Annotated in this window: 5 protein-coding genes; all 5 read left to right on the top strand. The window is 38.6% G+C overall.

Annotation, left to right across the window (positions count from 1 at the left end):
* Positions 1-251 precede the first annotated feature (251 nt).
* The 5 genes from AC3WVG_RS11040 (at position 252) to dapA (ending at position 4,218) form a co-directional block, all read left to right on the top strand.
* Positions 252-1,055: a MinD/ParA family protein gene (locus AC3WVG_RS11040; protein WP_488798171.1), complete on the top strand. Its 804-nt coding sequence runs from the start codon at positions 252-254 to the stop codon at positions 1,053-1,055.
* 204 nt (positions 1,056-1,259) lie between these two features.
* On the top strand, positions 1,260-1,535 hold the full coding sequence (locus AC3WVG_RS11035; RefSeq protein ID WP_488798170.1) for an HU family DNA-binding protein: 276 nt from the start codon (positions 1,260-1,262) through the stop codon (positions 1,533-1,535).
* Entirely contained in the window at positions 1,535-2,392 is an 858-nt protein-coding gene (locus AC3WVG_RS11030) for a UshA-like (seleno)protein family 2 (RefSeq protein WP_488798169.1), read from the top strand. The genes AC3WVG_RS11035 and AC3WVG_RS11030 overlap by 1 nt, the downstream gene beginning before the upstream one ends.
* Before the next feature lie 2 nt (positions 2,393-2,394).
* Positions 2,395-3,243 (top strand): diaminopimelate epimerase, encoded by an 849-nt coding sequence (dapF, locus tag AC3WVG_RS11025; RefSeq protein WP_488798168.1) that lies wholly within the window; start codon positions 2,395-2,397, stop codon positions 3,241-3,243.
* Positions 3,244-3,333: 90 nt separating this feature from the next.
* Positions 3,334-4,218, top strand: coding sequence for a 4-hydroxy-tetrahydrodipicolinate synthase (dapA, locus tag AC3WVG_RS11020; RefSeq protein ID WP_488798167.1), 885 nt, complete (start codon positions 3,334-3,336; stop codon positions 4,216-4,218).
* Positions 4,219-4,417: the final 199 nt, after the last annotated feature.

Below are 4,417 nucleotides of genomic sequence, written 5' to 3'. Positions count from 1 at the left end.
TTCATCATTCAAAATTCAACATTGCCTGCAAAAAGTCCCTTTTTGCAGGCGCATCTGATCTATGTTTGGAGTTATAGGTTATGAGTTTTGAGCATGAGACGCTGTGCTGTGTATGTACTGTGTTGTGACTGGTTAAGGGGTGCATCCCATGGCTGCACCTGGGTTGAGTTGGTGAGTGGTTGACTAGGTAGGACGGGCAGTGGATATGGGATTCCATTAACTCAGACCATGGACCTTAAAAAAGGTGAGATATGCAAAACAAAACATTAAGTATTTCTATATTTAGTGGTAAGGGTGGGGTTGGTAAAACCAATCTGGCTTTAAATTTAGGCTATGCTTTATTTAAGCTTGCTCAGCCAACAATGCTCATGGATTGTGATTTGGGGTTAGCGAATTTGGATGTGCTCTTGGGCATAACTCCAGACAAAAATTTACAGGATATACTTAGGAAAGGGGCTAAACCAGAACAAATTATTTTTTATCTTGAAAGAAAAGAGTTTGCTCTGATCCCTGCCGCTTCCGGTGTACCGGAACTTGTTGAACTGGATGAAGATTTGCAGCTTCTAATTTTTCAAAATCTGGAGCAGTTATTTAAGAGATACAACTTTTTGTTAATGGATCTTGGTGCCGGCATAAGTTCAACGGTTTTATCTTTTGCCCGGATTAGTCACCAAAGGATTTTAATTATCACTCCTGAGCCGACATCTTTGACAGACGGCTACGCCTTAATTAAGGTTTTGTATTTAAAACATAAGGTGAAGGATTTTTGGATATTAGTAAATATGGTTCAATCTGAAAATGAAGCCCTAAAGACTTTTGAACGTTTACGTGCAGCTTGTGATAAGTTTTTAAAATTACCTATTAATTTTTTGGGTTTTGTACGTAATGACCCAAAGATACCTGAATCAGTGCGTAAGCAGGTTCCATTTTTAAAATACGCCCCTTCTTCTCCTGGTGCGACTGATATTTTATTTATAGCAAAAAGATTGATTGAAAAGCGAGAAGAATTATTATCTACTATATCCGGAGCCACGGTTTTAAAAATGGATTTCTAGCTTAATTAAATTTTTTAACAAATAATAATGTATTAAAAAGACTGAAAATATTTTTTATATCTGCCAAATCTATTCAAAATTATCTCTCATTTTTTTTATTTATCTATTGACTTTACTTGATTTTATTTTGATTTTGAGAAAAATATCGTTAAGAATCCAAAGCTGATTAGGTTTTTACCGGAAAAACACAAACAGGAGGGGGCAATGAACAAGAGTGAATTAATTAAGACGTTGGCTGAGGAAAGAAATATTTCTGTGGAAGAAGCTACAGACATTGTGAATATTTTTTTTGATTCTATGAAAGAAGCCCTCAAAAATGGAAACAGAGTTGAAATCAGGGGGTTTGGCAGTTTTAAGATAAAGGAGTATAAAGGCTACCAAGGTCGAAATCCCAAGACTGGTGAAAAGGTCGAGGTTAAACCAAAAAGGCTTCCTTTTTTTCGCGCCGGAAAAGAGTTGAAGGAATATCTCAATAGCTAATGTTGAAGCTGAGGCTATTTTTTCTTTTTTTCCTTTTTTGTTTTCTGGTCTCACCGGTCTGGGCCAAAGGTTTAAGCATTTATTACACTGCTAATACATTTGCCAAAATCCGCCCCTGTCCAACCTGAGGCGGAAAGACACTAGGTGGACTGGCCCGGCGGGCTGGTTTTTTTGAACAAAAAAGGAATAGTTTTACTTTCTTTGTCTTTGGTCCCTATGAATTTTTAAAGCCAGCTTCAATATCTCGAAAGCCAAAAGGATTTTACACTTCTTTAGTTTCTGCATTTAAGTCTTTAAAGTATCATGTTGGTTTTCTAACCAGTTTAGAAAATGATATTTTGAAAATAAATTCGAGCTCTATTCCTGAAAATTGGCGTGTAATGCCCAAGGAAAATCCGACGGTCTTTAAGTATAAAGTGAATAAAGATGAGATTTTTTTTGTTCTTTTTCCAGAAAAGACAAGTAAATTTGAACAGGTATGTAAGGAAGTAAATCAGTTAGCTAAAAGTATTAATCTTAGCAATAAAAGGGCTTTGATTGTTGGTCTTAGTCCCTGGGGGGCTGACCTCGAAAAGAGGTATCTAGAATTTCCAGGTTCTTTTATGCACGTTTTATTGGGTTCTGGGGAGGGCTTTGGCACGCGAGGGAAGATCGTCAATAATGGTTATACACTTTGGATTAGACCTTATCCCAAGGGCAAGGCAGTGAATTTACTCAAAATTTTGAGGTTTCCTTCCAGGGATTCAAATTGGCAATGGAAACAAGGGGATAATGTAATTCTTGATATTTTCCCTTTAAATGATCGAGTTCCTTCAGATGAAAAAATTTTAACATTATTTAAAAGTGTTAGAGATTAATTATGACTGTGAATAATTTGGATACAGCGCAATTTTTTAAGATGCAGGGCAGTGGTAATGACTTTATCCTTTTTGATAACCGTGAATTGAGGATTAGCCCGGAGAAGATGGGCCTTTGGGCCAAAAAACTTTGTCCGCGCGCATTTGCTATCGGGGCGGATGGGATGATTTTTTTGGACGAGCCGGATAAACAGGGCATTGATTATCGATGGCATTTTTTTAATTCAGATGGGTCTCGGGCGGAGATGTGCGGAAATGGGTCCAGGTGCGCGGCCAGATTAGCTTATGAACTGGGCATGGCACCCAAAAAGCATATTTTTGGAACTGATGCCGGTCCAATACAGGCTCAGGTTCTGGAAGAAGGTCAGGTTAAGGTGCAACTTACTCCTCCACGAGATTTACAACTTAATCTGTCTTTGACTCTTGATGAACAAAGGGAACTCAATGTCCATTTTGTAAATACTGGAGTACCTCATGCTGTTGTTATCACAAAAAATTTGCAAAAAATGGATGTCCAGAAATTAGGTCAGACTATTCGTTTCCATACACAATTTTCACCTGCTGGCACTAATGTAAATTTTATCGAAATAAAGGATAATGACAAAATATTATTACGCACCTATGAAAGAGGGGTCGAGAGCGAAACCTTTGCATGTGGAACAGGTGCTGCTGCCAGCGTTGTTGTAGCTAATAGGCTGGGATTGCTCAACAATTCTGTTCAGGTGACCACAACTGGCGGGGAAGTTTTACGTATTATCCTTGAAGATGATAAAGTTTTCTTACAAGGTAAAGCTGTTCTTGTTTATGAAGGGCGAGTTTTTTTAAAACAGTTTGGTCTGGATGAAGAATAATTAATAGTTTCGAGTTAGGAAGCGCCATACCTCGAAACTCGGAAATAATTTTAATCTTTAAACTCAAAACTTTTACTGGGAGGATATTAGATGCAATTTAAGGGCGCATTTACAGCTTTGGTTACTCCTTTTAAGGACGGCAAGTTAGATGAGGAAGCTTATAGAGAATTGATTGAGTGGCAGATAGAGGAAGGCATTAATGGCCTTGTTCCTTGCGGTACTACAGGTGAGTCCGCAACCCTTAGTCATGAGGAACATAAACAAGTGATCAAGATTTGTGTTGAGCAAGCCAAAGGAAGAGTGCCGGTTCTGGCAGGAGCCGGGTCAAACTCTACCAGAGAGGCCATCGATTTGACTCGTTATGCCAAGGAAGCCGGGGCAGATGGTGCATTGCTTATAACACCATATTATAACAAGCCAACACCTGAAGGAATAGTCGCTCATTTTAAGGCCATTGCCAAGGAAGTGTCTATTCCTATGATTGTATACAATGTCCCTAGCAGGACTTCTTTAAACGTTTTACCTCCAACAGTGGCCAGGCTCTTTAAGGAAATACCTGAGGTAGTAGGTATAAAAGAAGCTACAGGAGATCTAAAGCAAGTTTCTGAAGTAATTGAGGAGTGCGGTCCGGAATTTATCGTTTTGTCTGGAGATGATTTTACAGTTTTGCCTCTGTTATCTGTTGGTGGACATGGAGTAATTTCCGTAGTCTCTAATATTGTGCCACGAAAGATGAGTGATTTATGTAAGGCGGTTTTTCAAAATGATCTGGAAACAGCCCAAAAACTTCATCAAGACATGGCTCCCCTTTGTCGGGCTATGTTTCTGGAAACTAATCCAATTCCGGTTAAAACTGCTCTTTCATTAATGGGAAAGATAAAGTTGGAGTTGAGATTACCTCTGGTACCGTTGCTTGCGGCCAATGAAGAAAAATTAAGAAATATTTTGGAGAGCAAACAATTGATCTCTGGTTGAATGGTTTATTAGTTGAGTAGCTGGGTGTTTTAATGGGTAGTGTCCATGCTCAGCTACTCCTCTTTTAATCAACTCAATCATTTAACTAATCAACTCATCTTTCTGAGTTAATTTGCGAGTGCATTTTCTTCAATGCTGACAAAAACTTGGACACATCTAAGGCTTGCTTGCGGGCTGTGCATAATGGGGTTAGTCAATA

It is taken from the genome of Desulfovulcanus sp., assembly GCF_982781345.1.
The sequence above is the reverse complement of the archived record's forward strand: the minus strand, read 5'-3'. Positions and strand labels throughout refer to the sequence as shown.

What these genes read in the sequence shown, in the direction of transcription:
- AC3WVG_RS11040 (WP_488798171.1), top strand. Translation starts at nt 252, where the DNA reads ATGCAAAACAAAACATTAAGTATTTCTATATTTAGTGGTAAGGGTGGG.
- AC3WVG_RS11035 (WP_488798170.1), top strand. Translation starts at nt 1,260, where the DNA reads ATGAACAAGAGTGAATTAATTAAGACGTTGGCTGAGGAAAGAAATATT.
- dapF (WP_488798168.1), top strand. Translation starts at nt 2,395, where the DNA reads ATGACTGTGAATAATTTGGATACAGCGCAATTTTTTAAGATGCAGGGC.
- dapA (WP_488798167.1), top strand. Translation starts at nt 3,334, where the DNA reads ATGCAATTTAAGGGCGCATTTACAGCTTTGGTTACTCCTTTTAAGGAC.